This window comes from Leclercia sp. GHBNCSD, from assembly GCF_055805075.1.
Map to the genome: position 1 here is coordinate 1,221,271 of NZ_JBQVYO010000001.1, position 26,140 is coordinate 1,247,410.

The following is a 26,140-nucleotide window of genomic DNA, read 5'->3' on the forward strand; positions in this document are numbered from 1 at the left end:
AATTATCGACCTGATAATTTTAGGCTAACTGACTGATGGGAGATGAGAAAGCAGAAGGTTCTGAAGAGGGAGGCAGCCATCGTAGGGCGGGTAAGCGAAGCGCCACCCGCCATTTGCCCGGCGTCGCTTTCGCTTACCCGCCCTACGATAACAGGCTTGTTACTTGCTAATCTGCGCGTGCATCTCCTGCACAGAAATCACCTTCTCGGTGGCATCCGCGTTCAGCGCCATCGCTGTCGCAAAACCGCCGTTCAGGGTAGTGTCATAGTGCACTTTGTACTGCAGCGCGCTGCGGCGAATCAGCTTGGAGTCTTCAATCGCCTGGCGCCCTTCGGTGGTGTTGATGATGTAGGTATATTCGCCATTCTTGATACGGTCCTGAATGTGCGGACGACCTTCATGCACCTTGTTCACCAGACGCGGGTTGATACCCGCTTCACCCAGCACAATCGCGGTGCCGTGGGTCGCATCCAGCTCAAAGCCATACTTCAGCAGCTTCGCCGCCAGGTCCACCACGCGCTCTTTGTCGCCTTCTCGCACGGAGAGCAGCGCACGGCCCTGTTTCTTCATGGTGGAGTTACTGCCCAACTGCGCCTTGGCGAACGCTTCCGCGAAGGTACGGCCCACGCCCATGACTTCACCGGTTGAGCGCATCTCTGGCCCTAACAGCGGGTCAACGCCCGGGAACTTGTTGAACGGCAGCACCACCTCTTTCACCGAGTAGTACGGCGGGATAATCTCTTTGGTTACGCCCTGCTGCGCCAGCGTCTGGCCAGCCATCACGCGCGCCGCCACTTTCGCCAGCGGGATACCGGTGGCTTTGGAGACGAACGGGACGGTACGTGCCGCACGTGGGTTCACTTCAATCAGGTAGACTTCATTGTCTTTCACCGCAAACTGCACGTTCATCAGACCGCGTACCTGCAGCTCGAAGGCCAGTTTCTGCACCTGCTCGCGCATCACGTCCTGAATCTCTTTGCTCAGCGTATAGGCTGGCAGAGAACATGCGGAGTCGCCGGAGTGCACGCCCGCCTGCTCGATGTGCTCCATGATGCCGCCAATCAGCACTCTTTCGCCGTCGCAGATAGCATCCACATCCACTTCTACCGCATCGTCCAGGAAGCGGTCCAGCAGGACTGGCGCATCGTTAGAGACGCTGACCGCCGTCTGGAAGTAACGGCGCAGGTCGGCTTCGTCGTAGACGATCTCCATTGCGCGGCCACCCAGCACGTAGGAGGGGCGCACCACCAGCGGGTAGGTGATCTCTTTGGCCTTCTCAACCGCCTGCTCAATGGTGGTAACGGTGGCGTTAGCCGGCTGTTTCAGCTTCAGACGGTCAACGGCGTGCTGGAAACGTTCGCGGTCTTCCGCACGGTCAATCGCATCCGGGCTGGTACCGATAACCGGTACACCTGCCGCTTCGAGCGCGCGGGCCAGCTTCAGCGGAGTCTGGCCGCCGTACTGCACGATAACCCCTTTTGGCTTCTCGATACGCACGATTTCCAGCACATCTTCCAGCGTTACCGGCTCGAAGTAGAGGCGGTCGGAGGTGTCGTAGTCGGTCGAGACGGTTTCCGGGTTACAGTTGACCATAATGGTCTCGTAACCGTCTTCGCGCAGCGCCAGGGAGGCATGTACGCAGCAGTAGTCGAACTCGATGCCCTGGCCGATACGGTTTGGACCGCCGCCCAGCACCATGATTTTGTCGCGGTCAACGGACGGGTTCGCTTCGCACTCGTCTTCATAGGTGGAGTACATGTAGGCGGTGTCGGTCGCAAACTCTGCCGCACAGGTATCCACACGCTTGTAGACCGGGTGCAGGTCGTACTGGTCACGCAGCTTGCGGATCTCCGCTTCGCGTACGCCCGCCAGTTTAGCCAGACGCGCGTCGGCAAAGCCTTTACGCTTGAGCATGCGCAGGAAGTCAGCGTCGAGGCCGTTGATGCCCAGCTCTGCCACCTTCTCTTCCAGACGCACCAGCTCTTCAATCTGCACCAGGAACCAGCGGTCAATGTTGGTCAGGTTGAAGACGCCATCGACGGACATGCCCGCACGGAAGGCGTCGGCGATATACCAGATACGCTCGGCGCCCGCGTCTTTCAGCTCACGACGGATTTTGGTCAGGGCTTCCGGATCATCCAGGCTTACTTTCGGGTCGAAACCGGTGGCGCCCACTTCCAGACCGCGCAGCGCTTTCTGCAGGGACTCCTGCTGGGTGCGGCCAATGGCCATCACTTCGCCGACAGATTTCATCTGGGTGGTCAGACGGTCGTTAGCGCCGGCAAATTTCTCGAAGTTGAAGCGAGGAATTTTGGTTACAACGTAGTCGATAGACGGCTCGAACGAGGCCGGAGTACGACCGCCGGTGATGTCGTTCATCAGCTCGTCGAGGGTATAACCCACCGCCAGTTTCGCCGCCACTTTGGCAATCGGGAAGCCGGTGGCTTTCGATGCCAGCGCAGAGGAGCGGGATACACGCGGGTTCATCTCGATAACAATCAGACGACCGTTCTTCGGGTTAACCGAGAACTGCACGTTAGAGCCGCCGGTTTCGACGCCAATCTCACGCAGTACCGCCATCGAGGCGTTACGCATGATTTGGTACTCTTTGTCGGTCAGGGTCTGGGCGGGTGCCACGGTGATGGAGTCACCGGTGTGGATGCCCATGGCGTCGAAGTTTTCAATAGAGCAGACGATGATGCAGTTGTCGTTTTTATCACGCACCACTTCCATCTCATACTCTTTCCAGCCGATCAGTGATTCATCAATCAGCAGCTCGTTGGTTGGAGAAAGATCCAGACCGCGGGCACAAATCTCTTCGAACTCTTCACGGTTGTAAGCGATACCGCCGCCGGTGCCGCCCATGGTGAAGGAAGGACGGATGATGCACGGATAACCCACGTCAGCGGCAACCGCCAGCGCCTCTTCCATATTGTGTGCAATACCGGAACGCGCGGTGTCGAGGCCGATTTTTTTCATTGCCACGTCGAAGCGACGGCGGTCTTCCGCTTTATCAATCGCGTCGGCGGTGGCACCAATCATGGTCACGCCGAACTCTTCCAGCACGCCCTGACGCTCCAGCTCCAGCGCACAGTTCAGCGCCGTCTGGCCGCCCATGGTTGGCAGTACGGCATCCGGACGCTCTTTTTCGATGATTTTGCGTACCACTTCCCAGTGAATCGGCTCGATGTAGGTCGCATCGGCCATTTCCGGGTCGGTCATGATGGTGGCCGGGTTGGAGTTCACCAGAATAACGCGGTAACCCTCTTCACGCAGGGCTTTACACGCCTGAGCGCCAGAGTAGTCAAATTCACAGGCCTGGCCGATAACGATCGGGCCAGCGCCAAGGATCAGGATGCTTTTTATGTCTGTACGTTTTGGCATGGTCTTCTCGGCTCCTGATTATTTAGCGGTCTTACGGTATTGCTCGATAAGTTCGATGAAGTGATCGAACAGCGGCGCGGCATCGTGCGGGCCTGGGCTTGCCTCCGGGTGTCCCTGGAAGCTGAACGCCGGTTTGTCGGTACGATGAATGCCCTGCAAGGTGCCATCGAACAGCGACTTGTGCGTGACGCGCAGGTTGGCAGGCATGGAGGCTTCATCGACAGCAAAACCGTGGTTCTGTGCGGTAATCATTACCGTGTTGTTGTCGATATCTTTCACCGGGTGGTTGCCACCGTGGTGACCGAACTTCATCTTCACGGTTTTCGCACCGCTCGCCAGCGCCAGCAGCTGATGGCCGAGGCAGATGCCGAATACCGGAATGTCGGTTTCAAGGAAAGTTTTAATCGCGTCGATAGCGTAATCGCACGGTGCCGGGTCACCCGGGCCGTTAGAGAGGAAGATCCCGTCCGGGTTCATCTTCAGTACTTCGTCTGCCGGGGTTTTGGCCGGCACAACGGTCAGGCGGCAGCCGCGATCCACCAGCATACGCAGGATGTTGCGCTTGGCGCCGTAGTCGTAGGCCACCACGTGGAACGGCAGCTCTTCCTCTTTTTTCGCTTCCGGCAGTTCGCCAGCCAGCGTCCAGCTACCCTGCGTCCAGCTGTAGGACTCAGCGGTGGTCACTTCTTTTGCCAGATCCATACCGTTCAGACCCGGGAAGGCTTTGGCTTTTTCCTGCGCCAGAGCCGCATCCAGGTTGTCGCCAGCGATGATGCAGCCGTTCTGGGCACCTTTTTCACGCAGCAGACGCGTCAGCTTACGGGTATCGATATCGGCAATCGCCACGATGTTATGGCGTTTCAGGTAGGAAGAGAGGTCTTCAGTACTGCGGTAGTTACTGGCAATCAGCGGCAGGTCACGAATGATCAGACCTTGTGCGTGGACCTGGGAGGACTCTTCATCAGCGGCGTTGGAGCCGACATTACCAATATGGGGATAAGTTAAAGTGACGATTTGGCGGGAATAGGAAGGATCAGTGAGGATTTCTTGATAACCGGTCATTGAAGTATTGAAAACGACTTCCCCAACCGCCGAACCTGTTGCCCCAATGGCCCGACCGATAAACTGGGTTCCGTCTTCCAGAACCAATAGCGCTGACTTAATCAAAACACCCTCCAGAGAATATTCACTCACTTTATTTGCATATTAATTCATAACCAGGGTTCAAATCAATGCAAATCTGCTGCCAGTGGATTTTCGGCAAACGGCGGCATTCTGGAGATTAAGCAGGGGAAAGTCAACTCAAAAAGTGGGTTTTGTCTGTCATTTTTATGCCACTGGTGGGAAAGAGAGTTGTTAACGGGCAAAAAGACCAACTAAATCACCTGGGAAAACGCTTGCTAACCCATTTTATTGTTAGAACTGCCGTTGCGGTCCAAAAAAGTGGACCATTTGGTCAAAATTCACAAGTTTGAAACAAAAATAGAGGTGAAAAAGAAGATTTATGGGAAGTTAATATAAAAACTATGCCAAAGACTTCAAAATTAAAGGGCAATAAAATATTGCCCTGTGCAATCAATTAATTACGACTGCAATAACCACATCACGAAGGGTAACTATGATTACAAGTTGTTAAGATCAAGCACATCTCGCATGTCAAAAAGACCATCTTTTTTGCCTTTCAACCAAATAGCAGAACGTACAGCCCCATTTGCAAAAGTCATACGACTGGAAGCCTTATGGGTGATTTCAACGCGCTCACCAATATCGGCAAACATCGCGGTATGTTCGCCTACAATGTCACCGGCACGCACCGTGGCAAAACCAATGGTGCCCGGAACGCGTTCGCCGGTATGACCTTCACGGGTGTAGACGGCACACGTTTTCAGATCCTTATCCATCGCCTGGGCAATCGCCTCGCCCATCGCCAGGGCCGTACCTGACGGTGCATCCACTTTGTAGCGATGGTGCGCTTCAACGATCTCGATATCGGTATAGTCGCCCATCACCTTCGCCGCTTTCTCCAGCAGCTTGAGCATCACGTTCACGCCCACGCTGAAGTTGGCCGCAAATACGACAGGGATGACTTTCGCCGCATCCTGAATCGCCTGTTTGCCCGCATCGTCAAAACCGGTGGTGCCGATCACCATGCCCTTGCCGTGCTGGCGGCAAAACGCCAGGTGATGCAGCGTGCCTTCCGGGCGCGTAAAATCGATAAACACGTCAAAGTCATCTTTTACTGCATCAAGGCTGCTCTGCACGGTAACGCCCGTCTTAGCCACGCCTGCCAGCTCACCGGCATCCGCGCCTAATAAAGAAGAGCCTTCGCGCTCCAGCGCGGCGCCAAGCGCAACGCCATCCATCTGCAGCGTAGCCTGAATTAACTGACGGCCCATACGGCCACCCGCGCCCGCAATTGCGACACGGACCTGTGCATCATGCATAGTTATTCTCTTACGTTAAAATGATGTAAATCGTTTCCAGAGTAACCAGCCAGCAAGATTGCCGCCATCTGAAAACGCCGATAATTAGAATTTAATGATAAAACGGGTCAGATATCAGTAAAAAACATAGGTGTCAGCGAAAACCGCACGATTCACGCACCACCAGCGTAGGGGGCAGGATGATCCGCTTTGGCGGCTCGTCATTCCCCTGAATGCGGCTAAAGAGCAGCTCGCCCGCCTTACGACCGATCTCTTTGGCGGCCACGGAGACCGTGGTTAACGCAGGCTGAACCAGTCCCGCTTCGGTAATGTCATCGAACCCGACCAGCGCAAAATCACTGCCCGGCTCGCGCCCCAGCTTGCGTAAACTCTGCATAACGCCCAGCGCCACGATGTCCTGGTAACAGATAGCCGCTGTGATCTGCGGATGGCGCGACAGCAGAGCCAGCGCAACGCGCGCCCCGTCACTTTGGCTGGCTTGGGCGGTGACGATCCACTCCGGATTCGGCGTTACGCCATACTCCAGCAGCTTGCTGGTAAATCCCCCGAGGCGCTGCGCCCGCGAGCCGGAGCGCGCGCTTCCTCCGATAAAGGCGATATGGCGATGGCCCATCCGCAACAGATGCTCCGTGGCTAACTGGGTGCCGAGGAAGTTATCAGTGCCAACGAAATCAAAATCTGGATCGTTCAGCGGGCGCACCACCATAATCGCCGGAATAGTGCGGCGCTTCAGGCCATCAAAAAAGGCCTGCGGCGTTTCGCGCGCGGCACACAGCACCATGCCGCAGACGTTGTTGCGCATCAGTGAATCAACAAACTTCTGCTGGCGCGATGAAGACTCTTCGCTGTTGGCCAGGAACAGCAGCAGGTCGTGGCGCTCCATCTCGTGGCTCAGCCCCGCCGTCATTTCGCCGTAGAAGGGGTTGGTAATATCGTGAAGCAGCAGCCCGACCTGGTTACTTCGCCGGTTGCGCAGATTAGCCGCCGTCTGGTTATAGACGTAGCCCGTCTCGTCCAGCGCCCGGCGTACTTTCTCCCGCGTGGCCTGGGAGATCCGCCCCTTGTTGCACAGCACCATTGATACCGTTGCAGTTGATACGCCTGCCCGTTTTGCCACGTCCGCCAGCGTTATTCCCGTCATGGTGACTCCTTTTTTCTTTAGATTAATCGAATAACCTAATTTTTGCATTTTTCCCTGTGACCTCCTTCACAGAACCGCCGCAGATTACCCGTAAATGCCGCGGAATGCCGGGTTAATCGCGTTAACCACTCTTTTCAAAGCCGGTTAATCGAATAACCTAATCAATATTGAAGGAGAGAGACTATGACCACCTACGATAAACACCCTGAAGTCAACATAAGCGGCTTCGACCACCGCGCCTGGCAGGGCTGGGAGGCGATTGGACGTTCGCTTGCACAGCAACAGCTCCCGAAACGCACCGTGCTGGTTATCGACTGCTATCCCGGCGTACGTCTCGACGAACTGGAGCAGATGTTGTTCTCATCGCTCCGTCCGGCGCTGACGATTAATGCCGAACGGGCCCGCCGCGATGAGGATGCGCTGCATGCGATGCTGGCGCGTAACCTCACCGATGACCGCGTTTTTGGCGTGCTTTCATGCCACCAGCTAGTGGAATTTATGGACAGGGAGAAGCTAAAGGCTCTGCAAGAGCAGGTCACCGCTTGTGAAGAGGGGCTGGTGGTGATTTATGGCTCCGGCGCTGCCCTGGTCCATCCGGGCGACGTGCTGGTCTACGCCGATCTGCCGCGCTGGGAAATTCAGCAGCGTATGCGCAAAGGCGAGCTGGGCAACTGGGGCGTCGAAAACCAGACTGAAGATATGCTCCGCCGTTATAAGCGCGCCTTCTTTATTGAGTGGCGGGTGTTCGATCGCCACAAAACACCGCTCCTTAAACGCGCTGATTTCCTGCTGGATACCACCCTCGCTAACGCACCGGCGATGGTCTGCGGAGACGCCCTGCGCGCGGGCCTGGCGCACACCACCCGGCGTCCTTTCCGCGTGGTGCCCTTCTTCGATCCCGGCGTCTGGGGCGGCCAGTGGATGAAACAACAGTTCGATCTCGATCCCGCCGCGCCCAACTACGCGTGGTGTTTTGATTGCGTGCCCGAGGAAAACAGCCTGTTACTGCGTTTTGGCGCGGTGCGGATCGAGATCCCCTCCCAGGACCTGGTTCTGCTTCAGCCCCGCTCGCTGCTGGGGGAAAAGGTTCACGCCCGGTTTGGCGCAGAATTCCCAATCCGCTTCGACTTTCTCGATACCATCGGCGGGCAGAACCTGAGCTTTCAGGTGCACCCGGTAACGGAGTACATCCAGCAGCAGTTCGGTATGCACTACACCCAGGATGAGAGTTACTACATTCTGGAGGCGGAGCCCGGCGCGGTGGTTTACCTGGGCACCGTGAGCGGCACCCACCCACAGGCAATGATGGACGATCTCAAACGCGCCGCTCAGGGTGAAAAAGCCTTCGATGACGCCCGCTTTGTGAACAAGATCCCGGCGCATAAACACGATCACTTCCTGATCCCCGCCGGCACGGTTCACTGCTCAGGTTCCGGCACGATGGTGCTGGAGATCAGCGCCACGCCTTACATTTTCACCTTCAAACTCTGGGACTGGGGCCGTCTCGGCATGGACGGTCTGCCCCGCCCTGTTCACCTCGAGCATGGCGAGCAGGTCATTGACTGGCAGCGTGACACCCGCTGGGTACAGAAGCATCTCGTGAACCAGTTTGAGCCTGTCAGCGAAGGAAAGGGCTGGCGCGAAGAGCGCACCGGCCTGCACGAACGCGAATTTATTGAAACCCGCCGTCACTGGTTCAGCGAACCAGTCCTGCACAACACGGAAGGCGGCGTAAACGTGCTGAACCTGGTGGAGGGGGTAGAAGCGCGAGTGGACAGTCCTGACAACGCCTTTGAACCCTTCGTGGTGCATTACGCCGAAACCTTTATCGTCCCTGCTGCCGTGGGCGAATACCGCATCTCTCCCTGGGGTAAAGGCATCGGCCAGCAACTGGCCACCGTTAAAGCCTGGGTAAGGGGGTAAGCATGATTCAGTTTATCGTTGCCACACACGGCCCCCTGGCCGCCGCGCTGCTGGAAAGCGGGGAGATGGTCTATGGCGAACTGCCAAATCTACGCGCCGTATGCCTCACCGGAGAGAGAGGCATTGAAGGATTTCGCCATGATTTCACTACCGCTCTGGCGCAGGCCAGCGAGGGGGCCAGCGGCATTTTGGTGCTGTGCGATATGCAGAGCGGCACGCCCTGGAACGTGGCCTGCGAAGCCGCGTTTAACCCCTTAACCCAGCCGCCCATCGCCGTGGTAGCGGGGGTGAATTTCCCGATGCTGCTGCAAACCGATGAGGTCACTGAGCTGGACGATGTGCAACACGCCGCCGCACAGCTTCTTGAACTGACTTTCCCCACGCTCATCCAGGCCAGGCACGTGGTGACCGAACAGACAGACGATTTTTAAGGAGAGAGCTATGACGATTTCTTTCGTACGCATTGATGACAGGGTAATCCACGGCCAGCTGGTCACACGCTGGGCAAAAGAGCTGCCCTGCGACGGCATCGTCGCCATTGACGATGCCGTCGCGGCCGACCCACTGCTCTCGTCGGTCATGAAAGGGGCGGTATCCGATACCAAAGTGTGGCTATTTGATACCGCTACGGCCATTGAGAAGCTGCCGAAGGTCATTGCCAGCGAGAAACGCTATTTCGTGATCGGCAAATCACCGGTCACGCTGCAGCGCATTGAACAGGCGGGCATTAGCCTGAAAAACAGCAACGGGAAAATTAATGTCGGGCCAATGAGCGCCCGCGCCAACACCACGACCATCGGGCCTAACCAGTCCGTCAGCGCTGAGGAGGCCGCAGCCTTTGAGTGGCTTGCCGAACGGGGCCATGTGATTGAGTTTCGCCTGGTGCCGGATGCCAGCTTCTTTAGCTGGCAGGACGCTAAACAAAAAATAAAATAAGGAGCCAGAAATGATTGTCGAAGCATCATTAATCGGCCTGTTTTGCTATCTCGGGGCGCTCAGCAGTCCCTGGCTGTTCGGCCTGACAGGCGGCTGGTATCTCATCTCCAGGCCGTTGATTTCGGGCATGCTGGTAGGGCTTATCCTTGGCGACGTAAAAACCGGTATCATGATTGGCGTGGCGGTTCAGGCTGTCTATATCGCCATGGTCACCCCGGGCGGCTCGATGCCAGCGGATTTAAACTTCGTCGCCTGGCCTGCGATAGCCCTTGGCATTCTCTCCGGTAAAGGTCCCGAAGTCGCCGTTGCCCTGGCGGCCACCATTGGCATCGCCGGCACCATCCTCTTTAACGCCATGATGGTCCTGAATTCGTACTGGAACCACCGGGCGGATGTTGCGCTGGAACGCGGCGACGAACGGGGACTCTTTCTCAACAGCGCGATCTGGCCGCAGGCGATGAACTTTGTACTGCGCTTTGTTCCGGCCTTCATCGCGGTCTATTTTGGTGCCCAGTACATCAGCAGCTTTATGGATAGCCTGCCACACATCGTGCTCTCCACGATGAACGTGCTGGGCGGCATCCTGCCTGCCGTGGGCATCGCCATTCTGTTAAAGCAGATCATCAAAAGCTATACCATGCTCATCTACTTCCTGGTCGGTTTCGTCTGCATTGTCTTTCTGAAGCTGAACATGGTGGCGCTGGTGATTGTCGGCGCGCTGCTGGCGCTGATCCATTACAACTACAAGCCGGAGGCACCGCAACCCGTTGCCGCAAGACCGACGCACGACGACGAGGATGAATTCTGATGGAAGAACGTAAACTCACCCGTAAGGATCTGCGCCGCTGCTGGCGGGCATGGATGATGCATAACCTGTCGTCGATGAGCTTTGAACGCCTGGAATCCTTCGGCTTTTGCCTGAGCATGCTGCCGGTGGCAAAAAAGCTCTATCCGGACGCAACGCAGCGCACCGAAATGCTGCGCCGTCATGCCTCGTTCTACAACACAGAACCGCAGATTGGCGCGATAGTTAACGGCATGGTGCTGGGCCTGGAAGAGAAAAAAGCCAACGGTGAACCCATTGACGGCGACACCATCAATACCCTGAAGGTGGGCCTGATGGGGCCGATCGCCGGCATCGGCGACTCAATGATCCCCGGCATGCTGATCCCCATTCTGCTGAGTATCGGAATGGCGCTGGCGGCGGGGGGGAATATTCTCGGGCCGCTTTTTTATGCTATCGCCTGGCTGGCGATCGTGCTCCCTGGCTCCTGGTTCCTGTTTCTTAAGGGCTACCGGATGGGTTCCGGCTCGGTGGAGATGCTGGTAAGCAGCAAATCCGCACGCCTGCGTGAGGCGCTCTCGCTGCTAGGGGTTTTCGTCATGGGCGGCGTGGCGGCAAGCTACGTGAAGCTGGGCACCGGGCTGGAGTTCATCACTAAAGATGGGGTGAATATCCACGTTCAGCAGATGCTCGATGGGATCTTCCCGCAGTTGCTGCCGCTGGCGGTCGTGCTCGGCACCTGGTATCTGATGGCAAAAAAAGGGGTCTCGCCGGTAAAAGCCATGCTGCTACTGCTGGTGCTGGCCGCGCTTGGCGTGGCATCCGGTCTGTTTGCCGGTTAAACGAGCCGGGGCGATGCCCCGGCTTACGTTACGGATGGAAGTTGCGCCATAGCTCCGCCGTTTTATCCGGGCGGGAGATAAACTGAAAGCGGGCGGGATCGTCAATAAACTGCTGGTAGACAGGCGCATCGGTGATGCCAAACTCGCTGTAGCAGCGCGGCGTAATCATCTGCAGCCTGCCTGCCATATAATGCTTATTATGTTGCCAGACGATATGCCTCCCCTGCACCAGCGGATACCAGGCGAGCCCCCTGCGGGCGCGAATGGCCTCATACTCAAAGCCATATTCTCTGTCGCACCAGGCGCCAAAGGTTAAGGGCTCCTCCGGCGAGGCGGAAATAGTGGCATGGCCCCACCCCGGCGGCACCAGTACCTTTTCACCCGGCCCCGCCAGCACCGCAAAGCAGCGGCCGGGATCGTCATCAACATACTCTTGCATGTAGACGATCGCTTTCCCCTGCCAGATCTCATACAGTTCGGGCGGTGACCATCCACTGTGTTGGCTGATACGGTGAACATGCCCCTGGCTACGCACCGGCTCATCGCCGAGCGTACCCGCGGCATAGGTGACCACGCCAAACAGCAGTTTCCGCTTTTCCAGCTCCTCTCTGTCTGCAAGCCTCGCCACGTCCATCGCGATGGCATACACCTGCTCTGGCCCTTCGCAGTCCGGATTGCGCAGCGACGGACGGATCTGATCCAGCGTTCGGATCTCCGGCATCGGGCCAGTGACGTCGCCTCCGTAGCTAAAACCCAATGGACGGTGTGTAATGGTCATATCCAGCCCAACGTTAAGCATGGCTGACCTCCCATCCCTGTGGGTGAAGTTCAGCGGCAAATACGCGAAGCGCATAACCGCCGGCCGATGCCACCTGGGGTGGCGGGGTAATATCAGGATTCATGTTTATCTCCGGCCCGAGGAGAACAACACAACAAGCTTACCAGATTAACCTGTCCCCCTCCCGCGAAGCCTTCCGCTCTGTCGGGTTAATCACGCTCCAGTTACGCCTGCTCGTGAAGGGCATAAGTGACGACCAACTGCCCTTTTTTTATTTTCATCTCCAGGATCTCCATCTCACCTATTTCCGCCAGCTGGCTAACATGCGTTCCGCCACAGGCATAAGCAGGAAGATCGCCAAAGCGAACCTGGCGTCTGCCCGCTTCCATTGCTGTATGACGGGGCAGATTGTCCGCTTTCCAGCCGTTAATAAGAACTGTCAGCGCGCTGGCATCAGGCATTGCGCTATTAAGGTCCCGGGCCGTAAAGGTAATCCGTCCTTCACCGGGCCAGTGGTGGGCTTTTACCGGTTCCCAACCACATCGCTCGCCGGCATAACCGATCAAATGGCCTGCGCTGTGCCAGCGGGAATGTCGCACCCGCGCACTTTTATCCACCTGAATGTCCACCTCACCAGGCATAAGCGGCCGGGCCAGAATGTGAATGACCTGCTCTCCACGCAGGTTCACGCTCTCCACCGCGATCCCAGCGATGAAGCCCCGATCTGCTGGTTGTCCGCCACCCTGCGGATGGAAAAGGGTTTGATCCAGCTCGACGGCGTAACGGCCATCCGCCTCTTCAGTGCAACGGATGACTTTCGCGCGGCCTTCCGTCGCTTCACTGATGTAATAAAGTCGTTCTGTCATGGTTGTTCTCCTCTGTACCCTGACAGTATATTCATCACTTAAGCATCGATAATCTGGCTTTCAAACAATGCACTCTTGCCTGGTATGCACAAATGAAACCTGCACTGCTTCCCGATCTCGCGACCTTCGTTACCATTGTCGAACATGGCAATTTTTCAACCGTAGCCCGTATTACGGGCGCGACCCCCTCAGCGATCAGCCGTTGTGTTTCACGCCTGGAGAAGGAGATGGGGTGTAAGTTACTGAACCGTACCACGCGCAAACTGGCGCTTACCGAAACCGGAAAATCGGTCTATGAACATGCCCTGGATATGCTGGACGCGGCCCAACAGGCAATGGATTCCGGCAGCAGTCTGCAAACTATTGCGCAGGGAAAGCTCACGATAAGCGTACCGAAAGCCGTGGGACGGTTCGTGATCCATCCGCTGATGCCAGCATTCCTGGCGCGCTATCCGCAAATAGATGTCTGCCTGCGCCTGGAAGATCGCTACATGGATCTGATCGATGACGGTGTCGATCTGGCATTGCGGATCACCGATACCCCTTCGCCAGGCCTGTACGGAAAACCGCTGATGCCGGTAACTCATATTATTTGCGCGACGCCAGAATACCTTCGTCGCGCAGGCACGCCTCAGCATCCGCACGACCTCCGGGGGCATAGTTGTATTTCGCTCGGTGAAACCCCGGCCGATTCACGCTGGAAATTTACCTCGCAGGGAAAAACGGAGATGGTACAGACACACGGCCGCTACGCGGCTAACCACACGGGCGTGCGGCTGGATGCGGTCAAACACCATGTAGGTATCGGGAGTTTACCGCTGTTTACGGCGCGTGAGGCGCTTGAAAAAGGGGAAATAGTACAGGTTCTGCCGGAGTGGACGTTTATCAGCAGCTATTCGGGCGATTTATGGCTGCTCTGGACGCGTAACAAGCATATGCCAGCCAGAATGCGAGCCATGATCAACTATCTGAATGAAAAAATGCCAGTCACCTGATGACTGGCATTTTTAAACCTTATTCTACTTCGCGGGCGTCGATTCGCAGCTCTTTCGGGACTTCGAAGACGATGTTCTCTTCGCGCCCTTCCAGCGGAACGGCTTCACCCCCACCCAACTCCTGAAGGCGAGCAATCACATTCTGCACCAGAATATCCGGCGCGGAAGCCCCGGCGGTGACACCGACACAGGCCGCGTTTTTAACCCACGCTTCCTGGATGTCCGTCGCGTCGTCGATCAGGAACGCCGCCTTGCCCATTCGCTGCGCCAGTTCGGCCAGACGGTTGGAGTTAGAAGAGTTTTTCGAGCCGACTACCAGCACCACATCCGCCTGTTCAGCCAGGGCACGCACCGCTTCCTGACGGTTAGTGGTTGCATAGCAGATATCATCTTTACGCGGCCCGACGATTTTCGGGAAGCGCTGGCGCAGGGCGTCAATCACATCCGACGTATCATCAACCGAAAGCGTGGTCTGCGTCATAAACGACAGACGGGCTTCGTTTTTCACGTTCAGCGTCAGGACATCTTCTGGGGACTCAACCAGATACATCCCTCCTTCCGGGTTGCTGTACTGGCCCATGGTACCTTCGACTTCCGGATGACCGGCGTGGCCAATCAGGATCGACTCTTCACCACGACGGCTGGCGCGGGCCACTTCCATATGCACTTTCGTCACCAGCGGACAGGTAGCGTCGAATACGGTCAGATCGCGGCTTTTGGCTTCGTTACGCACGGCCTGGGAAACGCCATGCGCGGAGAAGATCAGAATAGCGCCGTCCGGCACTTCGCTGATTTGCTCGATAAAGATCGCCCCACGCTCGCGCAGACTGTCGACCACGTAGCGGTTGTGTACCACTTCATGGCGCACGTAAATCGGCGCGCCGTAGATCTCCAGCGCGTTTTCAACAATGCTGATAGCGCGGTCTACACCGGCGCAGAAGCCGCGCGGGTTAGCCAACAGGATCTGCATTTCAGGCCTCCAGTGCCGGATCGATTTCCAGCACTTCTACATCAAAATGAACGGTACGCCCGGCAAGCGGATGGTTGAAGTCAACGGTAATCGAGTCGCCGTTGATTTCACGGATCACACCTGGCATTTCGCTGCCATCCATAGCGGTAAAGAGCATAATCGCCCCGATCTCAGGCTCTCCTGCATCCATAAATTCACGACGCGAGAAGTACTGGATCAGGTCCGGGGACGGCACGCCAAACGCTGCATCCGGCTCCAGTGAAAAGCTTTTTTTATCCCCCTCTTTCAGCCCCAGCAGCTGTTGCTCAAGACCTTCAGACAGAGAGGTATCACCCAGACGGAACAGCGCCGGTTTGCCGTTATTGCGGGTGGACTCCGCCGTGGAGCCATCATCGAGTTTCAGCGTGAAATGAACCAGCATCGCGCTGTTGGACTGTACGGATTTAGACATGCAGAGTGCTCACTCATTTTGCCCGGTGGCGCTGCGCTTACCGGGCCTACTCATCGTAGGCCGGTGCAAGCGCAGCGCCGCCCGGCGGGTTTGTTACGCCTGCTCTTTCGCTGCGGGCTTCGGCAAGAAGCCTTCCAGCACAATCAGCGCCGCACCGATACAAATCGCCGTATCGGCCAGATTGAAGGTGGCGAAGTGCCAGTTGCCGACGTAGAAGTCGATCATATCGACCACAAAGCCGTGCCACAGACGGTCGAACAGGTTACCCAGCGCGCCGCCAATGATCAGCGCGTAGGCGATGTTGTTCAGCTTTTGCGTGGCTTTCGAACGGTACATCAGCACGGCCAGTACCACGCAGATACCGAGGGCGATACCGGCAAAGAACCAGCGCTGCCAGCCGCCGCTGTCCGCAAGGAAGCTAAACGCTGCGCCATAGTTACGCGCATAGTGCAGATTAAGCGACGGGAACAGCGGAACCGTATCCCCCAGAGCAAAGTTCTGGAGGATCAGGAACTTGCTGCCCAAATCAATAATCAGCACGACCACCACCAGCCACAGCCAGCGCAGCCCTGTTGAAGAGAGTGATTTACTCATCAGGCAAACTTACGTTTTTCGCCATCACCGGCGACGTTGCTGACACAGCGTCCGCAGATCTCTGCGTGTTCCGCCACCTGACCGACATCGGTCGTGTAGTGCCAGCAGCGCGGGCACTTCTCGCCGTCGGCTTTTGCCAGCGCCACTTTCAGCCCTTTGAGCAGTTCGCTCTGCTGGGCATCAGCGCTCGCATCGGCATAATCCGCAACTTTTGCACCGGAGGTCAACAGGACAAATCGTAATTCATCACCCAGCGCCGTCAGCTTCGCCGCCAGCTCTGGTTCAACGAACAGGGTTACTGCCGCTTCCAGAGAGCCGCCCACTTTCTTGTCGGTACGCGCCTGCTCGATGACTTTGTTCACTTCGCCGCGCACTTTCAGCAGCTCGTCCCAGAAGGCATCGTTCATGGCTTCGGTTTCGCCCAGACCAAACAGACCTTCATACCACTCGCCGGTGAAGACATACTTCTCACGGTCGCCTGGCAGGTAGCCCCAGATCTCATCTGCGGTGAAGGACATGATCGGCGCCATCCAGCGCACCAGCGCTTCCGCGATGTGGTACAGCGCAGTCTGGCAGCTACGACGCGCCACGCTGTCCGCTTTGGCGGTGTACTGACGGTCTTTGATGATGTCGAGATAGAACGAGCCCATCTCGATGGAGCAGAAGCGCATCAGGCGCTGCACTACTTCGTGGAAGTCGTAGGAGTCGTACGCCTTGACGATATCTTCCTGCGCCGCCTGGGCACAGCCTACCGCCCAGCGATCCAGCACCACCATCTCTTCCGGTTTCACCATATCTTTTGCCGGATCGAAACCATTCAGGTTCGCCAGCAGGAAACGCGCGGTGTTACGGATACGACGATAGCTGTCGGCAGCACGCTTCAGGATCTCGTCAGAAACCGCCATTTCGCCGGTGTAGTCGGTAGATGCCACCCAGAGACGCAGAATATCCGCGCCCAGCTTGTTCATCACGTCCTGCGGAGAAACGGTGTTACCGATAGATTTAGACATCTTGCGGCCCTGACCATCGACGGTGAAACCGTGGGTCAGTACCTGACGGTAAGGCGCTTTGCCCTTCATGGCGGTGGAGATCATCAGGGATGACATGAACCAGCCGCGGTGTTGGTCAGAACCTTCCAGATACATGTCGGCAGCGTGACCGGCAAACTCAGGACGCACGTCAACCACGGAGGCGTGGGTAGATCCGGAGTCGAACCAGACGTCCAGCGTATCCGGCACCTTCTCGTAGCTATCCGCATCTGCGCCCAGGATGTCACGGGAATCGAGATCCCACCACGCCTGAATGCCGTCCACTTCAACGCGCTTAGCCACTTCTTCCATCAGCTCCAGCGTGCGCGGGTGCAGCTCCTGCGTCTCTTTATGCACGAACAGAGACATCGGTACGCCCCAGGTACGCTGACGGGAGATACACCAGTCAGGACGGTTCGCCACCATGGACTCGATACGCGCCTGGCCCCAGTCCGGGATCCACTGCACGCCTTTGATCTCTTTCAATGACTGCGCGCGCAGCCCTTTCTGGTCCATGCTCACGAACCACTGCGGGGTCGCACGGAAGATGATTGGCGTTTTGTGGCGCCAGCAGCATGGATAGCTGTGCTGCATTTTTTCAACGTGCAGCAGCGAGCCGTTGTCGCGCAGCATGTTGACGATGATATCGTTGGCTTTAAAGACGTTAACACCGTCCAGCGTCGGGTATGTGCCAGGCAGGTACGCGCCATCCGGGCCAACCGGGTTAGCGATTTCCAGACCGTACTGCAGGCTGATGTTGTAGTCGTCCGGGCCGTGGCCACCGGCGGTATGTACCGCACCGGTACCCGCTTCCAGGGTAACGTGCTCGCCCAGGATCGCCGGAACATCGAAATCGAGGAACGGATGCTTAAAGCGCATCAGCTCCAGCTCAGCGCCCTTCACGGTGCCGAGTACCTTATAGTCGGTGATATTCGCGCGCTTCAGCACGCTCTCAACCAGATCTTTCGCCAGAATCAGCGCGCGGCCTTCAACCTGCACCAGCGCATATTCGAACTCCGCAGAGAGGGAGATCGCGCGGTTGGCAGGTAGGGTCCACGGCGTGGTGGTCCAGATGACCAGCGAGATTGGGCCGTTGACGCCCGGCAGACCAAATTTGCCCTGCAGCGCATCCTGATCGACGCCTTCAAAGGCTACGTCGATGGACGGAGAGGTTTTGTCGTAATACTCAACCTCTGCCTCTGCCAGCGCAGAGCGGCAGTCCACACACCAGTGCACCGGCTTAGCACCTTTATGCAGGTGGCCGTTGCCGATGATTTTACCCAGCGCACGGATGATGTTGGCTTCGGTTTTGAAGTCCATGGTCAGGTACGGATGCGACCAGTCGCCCAGTACGCCCAGACGGATAAAGTCTTTACGCTGACCATCCACCTGCGTGGCGGCATATTCGCGGCATTTAGCACGGAATTCAGCAGCGGTGAATTTTTCACCCGGCTTGCCAAACTCCTGCTCCACTTTCAGCTCGATCGGCAGACCGTGGCAGTCCCAGCCTGGAACGTAAGGCGAGTCATAGCCCATTAAGCCTTTGGACTTAACGATAATATCTTTCAGAATCTTGTTTACAGAGTGACCAATATGAATGCTGCCATTCGCATAGGGAGGGCCATCATGCAGAATGAAAGTTTTTTTACCTTTTTTGGCTGCACGGATGATGCCGTACAGGTCATCATCGGTCCAACGCGCCAGCATTCCCGGTTCGCGCTTGGCGAGATCGCCGCGCATCGGGAACCCTGTTTCCGGCAAATTCAGGGTTGATTTATAGTCACTCATCAGATTCTCGGTTCCGTATTTATATCTCAGGCATTAAGCCGGGTTCGATAGCCCAAATATTTCGCGGGCTGTTAATTCATCTCTCGCGATTTGCGCTTTCAGCTCATCAAGCGAGGCGAATCGCTGCTCATTGCGTATTTTTTTACGCAGGATTACATCTATATGGCGACCGTAGAGGTCCATTACAACGTCCAGCAAATGCACTTCGAGCTGCTGGCGCACGCCAGCAACTGTCGGACGGGTACCAATATTGGCAACACCCGGTAAAGGCTTATCACCCAGCCCCGTCACTTCTACCGCATAAACCCCTTTAACCGGGGAAACCTGACGGCGCAGCGGTACATTCGCCGTAGGGAAACCAATGGTGCGACCCAGTTCATCGCCGTGCACGACGCGTCCGGAAATGGAGAACGGGCGTCCGAGCAGTTTTGCGGCGGTATCCAGATCGTCATCGGCTAGAGCCTGGCGAACCGCCGTGCTGCTGATGCGCACGCCGCCTTCGCAAAAGGTCTGGGTGCTGGTGACGTCAAAGCCATACTCCAGACCAGCCTTCTGTAATAGCAAGAAATCCCCCTGACGACCAGCGCCAAAGCGGAAATCATCACCCACCGCCAAAAACTGTACCCCGAGGCGATCGACCAGCAGGTCGCCAACAAAATTTTGTGCCGTCAGGGCGGCAAAGCGTCGGTCGAACCGGACGCACAGGACATAGTCCACGCCACACTGCGCCAGATAGCGTAATTTTTCACGCAGACGGGTCAGTCGCGCAGGCGCCTTTTCGCTGGCGAAGAGCTCCAGCGGCTGCGGTTCAAAAATCATTACGACGACCGGCAGACCCCGTGCCCGTCCCTCTTCACGCAATCCCTGCAACAGCACCTGATGCCCACGATGCACGCCGTCGAAATTACCAATAGTCAGCACACACCCGTGCGGGGCCTGACTGAGATTATGTATGCCGCGTATCAGCTTCATGACTGGCTCAAAACAGTGAAAATCGCCAGAGTATACCTTGTACAGCGGTTAAGGTTAACCGGCGATTGTTGCCGCAAAACAGAAAGCTGTAATGATTTCATCATGCTGACCTTTCAGAGCGAAAAAAACTGTCGGCAGATAACGTTTTTTGTGCCGAAAAGCTGTATTCAGACACGACAAGCTGGTAGAATCCTGCGCCATCACTACGTAACGTAGCGTCGCCACATTAACGGCGCTTATTTGCACAAATCCATTGACAAAAGAAGGTATAGAGGGCATATTCCTCGGCCTTTGAATTGTCCACATAGATCATATTTGGGAGTTGGACCTTGGCTAATATCAAATCAGCTAAGAAACGTGCTATCCAGTCTGAAAAGGCTCGTAAGCACAATGCAAGCCGTCGCTCTATGATGCGTACTTTCATCAAGAAAGTATACGCAGCTATCGAAGCTGGCGACAAAGCTGCTGCGCAGAACGCATTTAACGAAATGCAACCAATCGTGGATCGTCAGGCTGCTAAAGGTCTGATCCACAAAAACAAAGCAGCGCGTCATAAGGCTAACCTGACCGCGCAGATCAACAAACTGGCTTAATCGCTATTTGTTGTTGCTTGTTTTAAAAGAACCCGCTTAATGCGGGTTTTTTTATGCCTTCAGAGTACCGGTGGCGTAAACAGCGCAGCGTAATCCTGATTACAGATACGCTGCACCGCCGGATGCTGGATCATCCTTTCGGCAAAAATGGCGTGATACTCTTCCATCACGTTGTCCACCCGGCCTATCTCGGTAATCTTCTCATCCGCATAGAGATCCTGCGCATAGAGCGTCGGGGCGACAAAAATGGCGTTATGCGCTTCCCCGAACGCTTTCATCAATGCGGCATCGTCAAACTCACCCAGAATTTCAACGTTCAGCCCCTGGGAGTTAAACCAGTTCAGCAGCTTGCGTCCCAGCATCGAACGACGCCCGGGAACCAGTAAACGGCGCTCTTCCAGACAGGCGGGGAACGGTTTTTCTGGCGGCGGATTGCTGCACCAGAAGCTGACGCCGCATTCGCCAATCTTCACCGAAAAAAGGCCTTCCTGCTGCGTGGAGTCGATGGGGCAGTCAGAGATAATCATATCCAGCTTATGCTGGCTCAGCTGCTCCAGCAGCATCTCGTGCGTCGATTCAAAACAGCGCAGGTGGATCTGCTCATCCTTCACGACTGCCGCATCCAGCACCCCGCTGACCAGCCGCTTTGACAGCGCATCTGCAATGCCCACATCAAAAAGCAGGTTCGACTCCTTACGGTAATTCACAATATCGAGCATCTCCTGGCTCAGGGTGAACATTTTGTCGGCGTAGCGAAACACCAGTTCACCCAGTTCGCTTGGCTCAATACCGCGCCCCTTACGCTTGAAGAGCTTGCCCTGCAGGCGCTCCTCCAGCGCTTTTATCTGCCCGGTAATCGTCTGCGGCGTCAGGTAGAGCGCCTCTGCAGCGCCGACAACCGACCCCTCTTTGTAGACATGCCAGAAGTAGTAAAGATGGTTGTAGTTAAGATGAGACATATGATCCTCGCTCCCTGATTGTGTTAACGGGAGGGCTGCCTGTCCCTCCCGGAGTCCCGTTACGCCGGATGCGCCTGCGAGGGCAATTTCGTCTTCAGCAACATATAACCTACAAACGCAGCCAACAGCGATCCGGTTAAGATAGCCAGCTTAGCCCAGATGATAAGCTCAGGGGCATTCGCGCCAAACGCCAGTGTTGAGATAAAGATCGACATAGTAAAGCCGATCCCGCACAGCACGCCGACGGCCATGATCTGCCGGCAGGTGGTTCCGTGCGGCAGGGTGGCAAGCTTCAGTTTCAGCGCCATCCAGCAGAAGAGGCCAATCCCCAGCGGCTTACCGATAAACAGCCCGGCGATGATCCCCAGCGGCAGCATCGACATCAATCCATCCAGCGTGACGCCCTCAAGGGAAACACCCGCGTTTGCGAAGGCGAAGAGCGGCAGGATCATAAAGGCGACCCACGGATGCAGCACGTGCTCGAGCTGCTTCGCCGGCGATTCACCCTCTTGCGCCTTCAGCGGCACGAAGAAACCGATAATCACGCCGGCCAGAGTGGCATGCACGCCCGATTTCAGTACAGCCGTCCACAGCACCATACCCACCAGGAGATAGATACCAATACGACGGACATTGCAGATATTGAGCAGCGCCAGTACCGCGATGGCCGCCGCCGCAACCGCCAGCGACAGCACCGACAGCTCGCTGGTATAGAACAGGGCAATAATGACGATTGCGCCCAGGTCATCGATGATCGCCAGGGCCATCAGGAAGATTTTTAACTCCATCGGCACGCGATTACCTAACAGCGCGAGAACGCCCAACGCAAAGGCGATGTCCGTTGCTGCCGGGATCGCCCAGCCATCCCGGGCAATGGGATCCTGATAGTTAAAAGCCAGAAAGATGAGGGCCGGAACCACCATCCCGCCGATGGCGGCAATCACCGGAAACGCCGCGCGCTGACGGCTTGCCAGGGAGCCCTGGACCAGCTCACGCTTGACCTCCAGCCCCACCAGCAGGAAAAAGACCGCCATCAGTGCATCGTTGATCCACAGCAGCATGTTCTTGTTGATTTCCAGCACGCCGACACGTAACTCAACGGGTGTTTCCAGAAAAGCGTGATACAGGCCGCGGGTTGGGCCCAGGTTTGCCAGCAGCATAGCGATGGCTGCAGCCAGCATGAGTATGATGCCTCCAGAGGCCTCATTGCGGAAAAAACGATTCAAAAGTTTCACTATTACTCTCTCTTTTTACGACAATCCTTCGTTAAAACCATCATACGCACGGATATTCATCGGCAAAAGCAGGTTAATGTTAACTATAGACTCAGTTTTTTCGATCTGATTACTTCAGGGATAAAAAAGCCCGGAATCGCTTCCGGGCTTCGGGGACAACGTTAGCTCAGCATTAGCGAGTCAAATCGTCAAAGAATTTTTTCACGCCATCAAAGAAGCTTTTGGAGCGCGGGCTGTTGTTTTCACCTGTTGGGCCACCAAAGCTATCCTGCAATTCTCTCAGCAGTTGCTTCTGTTTTTCGTTCAGGCCAACCGGGGTTTCTACCACCACGCGGCAAAGCAGGTCGCCCTGCGCGCCGCCACGGACGGATTTCACCCCTTTGCCGCGCATACGGAACAGCTTGCCGGTCTGGGTTTCGCCAGGCACTTTCAGGTTTACACGACCGTCCAGCGTTGGCACTTCAATCTCACCGCCCATCGCCGCCATCGCAAAGTTGATCGGCACTTCGCAGTACAGGTTGTTACCTTCACGTTCAAAAATCGCGTGCTGCTTCACCTGTACCTGAACGTACAGATCGCCTGCCGGTGCGCCATGCTCGCCTGCTTCGCCTTCGCCAGAGAGACGAATACGATCGCCGGTATCCACGCCCGCCGGGATTTTAACGGAGAGGGTTTTGGTCTTCTCGACGCGACCGTGACCGTGACATTTGTTGCACGGATCCTTGATCAGCGTACCGCGACCCTGACAGTGCGGACAGCTCTGCTGCACCGCGAAGAAGCCCTGACGCATCTGCACCTGACCGGAGCCATGACAGGTTGGACAGGTCTGCGGCTTGGTGCCCACCTTCGCGCCGCTGCCGTGGCAAACATCACACTCTTCCAGCGTCGGGATGCGGATCTCTTTCGTCACGCCACGGACCGCCTCTTCCAGCGTCAGCTCCATGTTGTAACGCAGGTCTGCACCACGGGCTGCACGCTGGCGACCGCGGCCGCCGCCGAAGATATCGCCGAACACGTCACCAAAGATATCGCTGAAATCTGCGCCGCCGCCGCCAAATCCGCCGCCGCCCATACCGCCCTGTTCAAACGCGGCATGACCGTACTGATCGTAAGCCGCACGTTTCTGCGCATCGGTCAGGACTTCGTAGGCTTCTTTGATCTCTTTAAATTTGGCTTCGGCCTCTTTGTCACCCTGGTTGCGGTCCGGGTGATATTTCATGGCCAGGCGCTTGTACGCCTTTTTGATTTCACGCTCTTCCGCTGTTTTGGAAACGCCTAAAATCTCGTAATAGTCTTGCTTTGCCATCTTGTTTTATCTGCCCCTAACATGCGTGCACGGGCGGAGAGGAAACCTCTTCGCCCGTGCCAGTGTATTACCCGTTCAAAGGGCGATTATTTTTTGTCTTTCACTTCTTCAAACTCTGCGTCGACAACATCGTCATCTTTCGCGTTGTTCGCAGAAGCGTCAGCGCCTGCGCCAGCCTGCTGCTGTGCGTGCTGCTGCTGTGCGATCTCCATCAGCTTCTCGGAAACCTGCGCCAGTGCCTGCATTTTCGCTTCGATATCGGCTTTGTCTTCACCTTTCAGGGAAGTTTCCAGCGCGCTCAGTGCAGACTCGATAGCCGTTTTGTCGTCAGCAGGCAGTTTATCGCCCGCTTCTTCAACCTGCTTACGGGTGCTGTGCAGCAGATGGTCACCCTGGTTGCGGGTCTGAACCAGCTCTTCGAACTTACGGTCAGACTCGGCATTCGCTTCTGCTTCGCGAACCATTTTCTGGATCTCTTCTTCGTTCAGACCAGAAGAGGCCTTGATGGTGATCTTCTGCTCTTTACCGCTGTTTTTGTCCTTCGCGGAAACGTGCAGGATACCGTCAGCATCGATGTCGAAGGTGACTTCGATCTGAGGCATACCGCGCGGCGCCGGGCTGATACCGTCGAGGTTAAACTGGCCCAGATCTTTGTTATCTGCGGCACGTTTACGCTCACCCTGCAGCACATGGATGGTTACCGCAGACTGGTTGTCTTCAGCGGTAGAGAACACCTGGCTGTGCTTGGTCGGGATGGTGGTGTTTTTGGCGATCAGCGGAGTCATCACACCGCCCATGGTTTCGATACCCAGAGACAGCGGGGTAACGTCCAGCAGCAGTACGTCTTTAACATCACCGGTCAGTACGCCGCCCTGAACAGCAGCACCGATAGCAACGGCTTCGTCCGGGTTAACGTCTTTACGCGGCTCTTTACCAAAGAATTCAGCGACTTTCTTCTGAACCATTGGCATACGAGTCTGACCACCTACCAGGATAACGTCCTGGATTTCAGATACGGACAGGCCCGCATCCTGCAGCGCAACTTTCAGCGGCTCGATGGAACGGTTAACCAGGTCTTCTACCAGGCTTTCCAGTTTCGCGCGAGTCACTTTGATGTTCATGTGTTTTGGACCGGTGGCGTCTGCAGTGATGTACGGCAGGTTCACGTCGGTCTGCTGCGCAGAAGAGAGCTCGATTTTCGCTTTTTCTGCGGCTTCTTTCAGGCGCTGCATCGCCAGCGGATCGTTACGCAGGTCAATGCCCTGATCTTTCTTAAATTCGTCAACGAGGTAGTTGATCATACGGCTGTCGAAGTCTTCACCACCCAGGTGGGTATCACCGTTGGTTGCCAGTACTTCGAAGGTTTTTTCGCCGTCAACTTCGTCGATTTCGATAATAGAGATATCGAAAGTACCACCACCAAGGTCGTATACCGCGATGGTGCGGTTGCCAACTTCTTTATCCAGACCGTAAGCCAGTGCCGCTGCGGTTGGTTCGTTGATGATACGTTTGACTTCCAGGCCCGCGATACGGCCCGCGTCTTTGGTCGCCTGACGCTGTGCATCGTTGAAGTAGGCTGGTACGGTGATAACCGCTTCAGTTACCGGCTCACCCAGGTAATCTTCCGCCGTTTTCTTCATTTTTTTCAGCACTTCAGCAGAGATCTGCGGCGGTGCCATTTTCTGGCCTTTAACATCAATCCAGGCGTCGCCGTTTTCAGCGCCGATGATTTTGTAAGGCATGATGGCTTCATCACGCTGAACTTCTTCGTCCTGGAAGCGACGGCCAATCAGGCGCTTAATCGCAAACAGCGTGTTTTGCGGGTTTGTCACTGCCTGACGTTTAGCCGGCTGACCAACCAGAGTTTCACCATCCTGGGTATAGGCAATGATAGAAGGCGTGGTGCGATCGCCCTCGGCATTCTCCAGCACACGTGCAGTTGTGCCGTCCATAATCGCTACACAAGAGTTGGTAGTACCCAGGTCGATACCAATAATTTTACCCATCTAAACGTCTCCACTATAAATTCGGTCAACATGTGGTTGTGTACCTGTAATAAGGGCAAAAGGTGCTTTTTCAACTGCCCAGATTTGAATTTTTTCAGGTCCACACACTGCGGTTGACTACAAGATGGGGTCGCAACGGCATCCA

General features: G+C 56.2%; 22 protein-coding genes and 1 pseudogene. 7 read left to right on the forward strand and 16 right to left on the reverse strand.

The features are described from left to right. Window positions 1–159: 159 nt before the first annotated feature. The 4 genes from carB to ACT3IC_RS06020 all read right to left on the reverse strand — a co-directional run bounded on the left by carB (window position 160) and on the right by ACT3IC_RS06020 (window position 6,969). Window positions 160–3,384 (reverse strand): carbamoyl-phosphate synthase large subunit, encoded by a 3,225-nt coding sequence (gene carB / locus ACT3IC_RS06005; RefSeq protein ID WP_159339996.1) that lies wholly within the window; start codon window positions 3,382–3,384, stop codon window positions 160–162. An 18-nt stretch (window positions 3,385–3,402) separates the two neighbouring features. After that, window positions 3,403–4,551, reverse strand: a complete 1,149-nt coding sequence (gene carA, locus ACT3IC_RS06010; protein WP_103178227.1) for a glutamine-hydrolyzing carbamoyl-phosphate synthase small subunit — start codon at window positions 4,549–4,551, stop codon at window positions 3,403–3,405. Between the two features lie 455 nt (window positions 4,552–5,006). Then, window positions 5,007–5,828: a 4-hydroxy-tetrahydrodipicolinate reductase gene (gene dapB / locus ACT3IC_RS06015; protein WP_103178226.1), complete on the reverse strand. Its 822-nt coding sequence runs from the start codon at window positions 5,826–5,828 to the stop codon at window positions 5,007–5,009. A gap of 133 nt (window positions 5,829–5,961) precedes the next feature. Further along, window positions 5,962–6,969 carry a LacI family DNA-binding transcriptional regulator gene (locus tag ACT3IC_RS06020; protein WP_159339997.1) on the reverse strand — a complete coding sequence of 336 codons (1,008 nt, stop codon included), beginning with the start codon at window positions 6,967–6,969 and terminating at the stop codon, window positions 5,962–5,964. 183 nt (window positions 6,970–7,152) lie between these two features. Between ACT3IC_RS06020 and ACT3IC_RS06025 the strand changes: the two genes are divergently transcribed. The 5 genes from ACT3IC_RS06025 to ACT3IC_RS06045 are packed head-to-tail and all read left to right on the forward strand — an operon-like array spanning window position 7,153 to window position 11,454. Continuing rightward, window positions 7,153–8,892: a class I mannose-6-phosphate isomerase gene (locus ACT3IC_RS06025; RefSeq protein WP_473476664.1), complete on the forward strand. Its 1,740-nt coding sequence runs from the start codon at window positions 7,153–7,155 to the stop codon at window positions 8,890–8,892. Between the two features lie 2 nt (window positions 8,893–8,894). Further along, on the forward strand, window positions 8,895–9,323 hold the full coding sequence (locus tag ACT3IC_RS06030) for a PTS sugar transporter subunit IIA (protein WP_103178223.1): 429 nt from the start codon (window positions 8,895–8,897) through the stop codon (window positions 9,321–9,323). 10 nt (window positions 9,324–9,333) lie between these two features. After that, window positions 9,334–9,828 carry a PTS sugar transporter subunit IIB gene (locus ACT3IC_RS06035; protein ID WP_103178222.1) on the forward strand — a complete coding sequence of 165 codons (495 nt, stop codon included), beginning with the start codon at window positions 9,334–9,336 and terminating at the stop codon, window positions 9,826–9,828. Window positions 9,829–9,838: 10 nt separating this feature from the next. After that, window positions 9,839–10,636, forward strand: a complete 798-nt coding sequence (locus ACT3IC_RS06040; protein ID WP_460645972.1) for a PTS mannose/fructose/sorbose/N-acetylgalactosamine transporter subunit IIC — start codon at window positions 9,839–9,841, stop codon at window positions 10,634–10,636. Continuing rightward, window positions 10,636–11,454 carry a PTS system mannose/fructose/sorbose family transporter subunit IID gene (locus ACT3IC_RS06045; protein ID WP_103178220.1) on the forward strand — a complete coding sequence of 273 codons (819 nt, stop codon included), beginning with the start codon at window positions 10,636–10,638 and terminating at the stop codon, window positions 11,452–11,454. Before ACT3IC_RS06040 ends, ACT3IC_RS06045 begins: the two co-directional genes overlap by 1 nt. A 28-nt stretch (window positions 11,455–11,482) precedes the next feature. Here the strand turns inward: ACT3IC_RS06045 and ACT3IC_RS06050 are convergent, their stop codons facing one another. Together ACT3IC_RS06050 and ACT3IC_RS06055 are read right to left on the reverse strand one after the other, a co-directional pair. Beyond that, a complete protein-coding gene (locus ACT3IC_RS06050; protein WP_103178219.1) occupies window positions 11,483–12,253 on the reverse strand; it encodes a glucose-6-phosphate isomerase family protein in 771 nt (256 codons plus the stop codon). A gap of 203 nt (window positions 12,254–12,456) precedes the next feature. Continuing rightward, window positions 12,457–13,098, reverse strand: a complete 642-nt coding sequence (locus ACT3IC_RS06055; protein ID WP_473476668.1) for an alanyl-tRNA editing protein — start codon at window positions 13,096–13,098, stop codon at window positions 12,457–12,459. A 92-nt stretch (window positions 13,099–13,190) separates the two neighbouring features. Here ACT3IC_RS06055 and ACT3IC_RS06060 point away from each other — a divergent pair, with 92 nt between their 5' ends. After that, a complete protein-coding gene (locus ACT3IC_RS06060; RefSeq protein WP_156653899.1) occupies window positions 13,191–14,093 on the forward strand; it encodes a LysR family transcriptional regulator in 903 nt (300 codons plus the stop codon). A gap of 19 nt (window positions 14,094–14,112) precedes the next feature. On the opposite strand, the gene ispH is transcribed toward ACT3IC_RS06060, so the two are convergent. The 6 genes and pseudogenes from ispH to ACT3IC_RS06090 all read right to left on the reverse strand — a co-directional run bounded on the left by ispH (window position 14,113) and on the right by ACT3IC_RS06090 (window position 20,071). Continuing rightward, window positions 14,113–15,063 (reverse strand): 4-hydroxy-3-methylbut-2-enyl diphosphate reductase, encoded by a 951-nt coding sequence (ispH, locus tag ACT3IC_RS06065; protein ID WP_028015471.1) that lies wholly within the window; start codon window positions 15,061–15,063, stop codon window positions 14,113–14,115. A gap of 1 nt (window position 15,064) precedes the next feature. Then, window positions 15,065–15,514, reverse strand: a complete 450-nt coding sequence (gene fkpB / locus ACT3IC_RS06070) for an FKBP-type peptidyl-prolyl cis-trans isomerase (RefSeq protein ID WP_103178216.1) — start codon at window positions 15,512–15,514, stop codon at window positions 15,065–15,067. 93 nt (window positions 15,515–15,607) lie between these two features. After that, window positions 15,608–16,108 (reverse strand): signal peptidase II, encoded by a 501-nt coding sequence (lspA, locus tag ACT3IC_RS06075; protein ID WP_420193265.1) that lies wholly within the window; start codon window positions 16,106–16,108, stop codon window positions 15,608–15,610. Beyond that, window positions 16,108–18,924 (reverse strand): isoleucine--tRNA ligase, encoded by a 2,817-nt coding sequence (gene ileS / locus ACT3IC_RS06080; protein ID WP_473476673.1) that lies wholly within the window; start codon window positions 18,922–18,924, stop codon window positions 16,108–16,110. The genes lspA and ileS overlap by 1 nt, the downstream gene beginning before the upstream one ends. 33 nt (window positions 18,925–18,957) lie before the next feature. Then, window positions 18,958–19,896, reverse strand: a complete 939-nt coding sequence (ribF, locus tag ACT3IC_RS06085) for a bifunctional riboflavin kinase/FAD synthetase (RefSeq protein WP_103823205.1) — start codon at window positions 19,894–19,896, stop codon at window positions 18,958–18,960. A 7-nt stretch (window positions 19,897–19,903) separates the two neighbouring features. Continuing rightward, window positions 19,904–20,071 (reverse strand): annotated as a pseudogene (locus ACT3IC_RS06090) (DUF2575 domain-containing protein). A gap of 154 nt (window positions 20,072–20,225) precedes the next feature. Between ACT3IC_RS06090 and rpsT the strand changes: the two are divergent. Further along, the gene (rpsT, locus tag ACT3IC_RS06095) at window positions 20,226–20,489 is read left to right on the forward strand and encodes a 30S ribosomal protein S20 (protein ID WP_008502037.1); all 264 of its coding nucleotides are present in this window, start codon (window positions 20,226–20,228) and stop codon (window positions 20,487–20,489) included. A 59-nt stretch (window positions 20,490–20,548) separates the two neighbouring features. Here the strand turns inward: rpsT and nhaR are convergent, their stop codons facing one another. From nhaR to dnaK, 4 genes are all read right to left on the reverse strand, one after another. Further along, entirely contained in the window at window positions 20,549–21,448 is a 900-nt protein-coding gene (nhaR, locus tag ACT3IC_RS06100; RefSeq protein WP_103178211.1) for a transcriptional activator NhaR, read from the reverse strand. 59 nt (window positions 21,449–21,507) lie between these two features. Continuing rightward, the gene (nhaA, locus tag ACT3IC_RS06105; protein WP_159340004.1) at window positions 21,508–22,683 is read right to left on the reverse strand and encodes a Na+/H+ antiporter NhaA; all 1,176 of its coding nucleotides are present in this window, start codon (window positions 22,681–22,683) and stop codon (window positions 21,508–21,510) included. 172 nt (window positions 22,684–22,855) lie between these two features. Next, window positions 22,856–23,989, reverse strand: coding sequence for a molecular chaperone DnaJ (gene dnaJ / locus ACT3IC_RS06110; RefSeq protein WP_103178209.1), 1,134 nt, complete (start codon window positions 23,987–23,989; stop codon window positions 22,856–22,858). Between the two features lie 86 nt (window positions 23,990–24,075). Continuing rightward, the gene (dnaK, locus tag ACT3IC_RS06115; RefSeq protein WP_103178208.1) at window positions 24,076–25,995 is read right to left on the reverse strand and encodes a molecular chaperone DnaK; all 1,920 of its coding nucleotides are present in this window, start codon (window positions 25,993–25,995) and stop codon (window positions 24,076–24,078) included. Window positions 25,996–26,140: the final 145 nt, after the last annotated feature.

Bases quoted from the DNA above. Each gene is read 5' to 3' on its own strand.
- ACT3IC_RS06050 (WP_103178219.1), bottom strand. From the start codon at position 12,253: ATGCTTAACGTTGGGCTGGATATGACCATTACACACCGTCCATTGGGT.
- ileS (WP_473476673.1), bottom strand. From the start codon at position 18,924: ATGAGTGACTATAAATCAACCCTGAATTTGCCGGAAACAGGGTTCCCG.
- lspA (WP_420193265.1), bottom strand. From the start codon at position 16,108: ATGAGTAAATCACTCTCTTCAACAGGGCTGCGCTGGCTGTGGCTGGTG.
- dapB (WP_103178226.1), bottom strand. From the start codon at position 5,828: ATGCATGATGCACAGGTCCGTGTCGCAATTGCGGGCGCGGGTGGCCGT.
- ACT3IC_RS06030 (WP_103178223.1), top strand. From the start codon at position 8,895: ATGATTCAGTTTATCGTTGCCACACACGGCCCCCTGGCCGCCGCGCTG.
- ACT3IC_RS06055 (WP_473476668.1), bottom strand. From the start codon at position 13,098: ATGACAGAACGACTTTATTACATCAGTGAAGCGACGGAAGGCCGCGCG.
- dnaK (WP_103178208.1), bottom strand. From the start codon at position 25,995: ATGGGTAAAATTATTGGTATCGACCTGGGTACTACCAACTCTTGTGTA.
- ACT3IC_RS06060 (WP_156653899.1), top strand. From the start codon at position 13,191: ATGAAACCTGCACTGCTTCCCGATCTCGCGACCTTCGTTACCATTGTC.
- dnaJ (WP_103178209.1), bottom strand. From the start codon at position 23,989: ATGGCAAAGCAAGACTATTACGAGATTTTAGGCGTTTCCAAAACAGCG.
- fkpB (WP_103178216.1), bottom strand. From the start codon at position 15,514: ATGTCTAAATCCGTACAGTCCAACAGCGCGATGCTGGTTCATTTCACG.
- ACT3IC_RS06020 (WP_159339997.1), bottom strand. From the start codon at position 6,969: ATGACGGGAATAACGCTGGCGGACGTGGCAAAACGGGCAGGCGTATCA.
- ACT3IC_RS06040 (WP_460645972.1), top strand. From the start codon at position 9,839: ATGATTGTCGAAGCATCATTAATCGGCCTGTTTTGCTATCTCGGGGCG.
- ribF (WP_103823205.1), bottom strand. From the start codon at position 19,896: ATGAAGCTGATACGCGGCATACATAATCTCAGTCAGGCCCCGCACGGG.
- ACT3IC_RS06035 (WP_103178222.1), top strand. From the start codon at position 9,334: ATGACGATTTCTTTCGTACGCATTGATGACAGGGTAATCCACGGCCAG.
- nhaR (WP_103178211.1), bottom strand. From the start codon at position 21,448: ATGTCTCATCTTAACTACAACCATCTTTACTACTTCTGGCATGTCTAC.
- ACT3IC_RS06025 (WP_473476664.1), top strand. From the start codon at position 7,153: ATGACCACCTACGATAAACACCCTGAAGTCAACATAAGCGGCTTCGAC.
- ACT3IC_RS06045 (WP_103178220.1), top strand. From the start codon at position 10,636: ATGGAAGAACGTAAACTCACCCGTAAGGATCTGCGCCGCTGCTGGCGG.
- carB (WP_159339996.1), bottom strand. From the start codon at position 3,384: ATGCCAAAACGTACAGACATAAAAAGCATCCTGATCCTTGGCGCTGGC.
- ispH (WP_028015471.1), bottom strand. From the start codon at position 15,063: ATGCAGATCCTGTTGGCTAACCCGCGCGGCTTCTGCGCCGGTGTAGAC.